We start from the raw sequence: 264 nt of genomic DNA on the forward strand, positions 1-264 counted from the left end.
TCACCAGTACCCTGGTCGATTACACGCGTACCTACCGGCACTTTAATCGTCACGTCTTTACCGCGCTTACCGGTACAGTCGCGGCTTGCGCCATTCTGACCGCGCTCTGCACGGAAAGATTTTTCAAAACGATAATCGATAAGCGTGTTCAGGTTCTCGTCGGCTTCCATCCATACGTCACCACCATCACCGCCGTCGCCGCCATCCGGGCCGCCTTTCGGAATATACTTTTCGCGGCGGAAGCTCACGCAACCATTACCGCCA

The 264-nt window shown here is 55.7% G+C and carries 1 pseudogene; it reads right to left on the reverse strand.

Features of this window, described 5'->3' with window-relative positions:
* Positions 1–248: pseudogene (locus tag IEQ44_RS16020) on the reverse strand (GTPase ObgE); the annotation flags it as partial.
* Between the last annotated feature and the right edge of the window lie 16 nt (positions 249–264).

This window comes from Nocardioides malaquae, assembly GCF_015070385.1.
In the GTDB taxonomy this organism is placed as follows: domain Bacteria; phylum Actinomycetota; class Actinomycetes; order Propionibacteriales; family Nocardioidaceae; genus Nocardioides; species Nocardioides malaquae.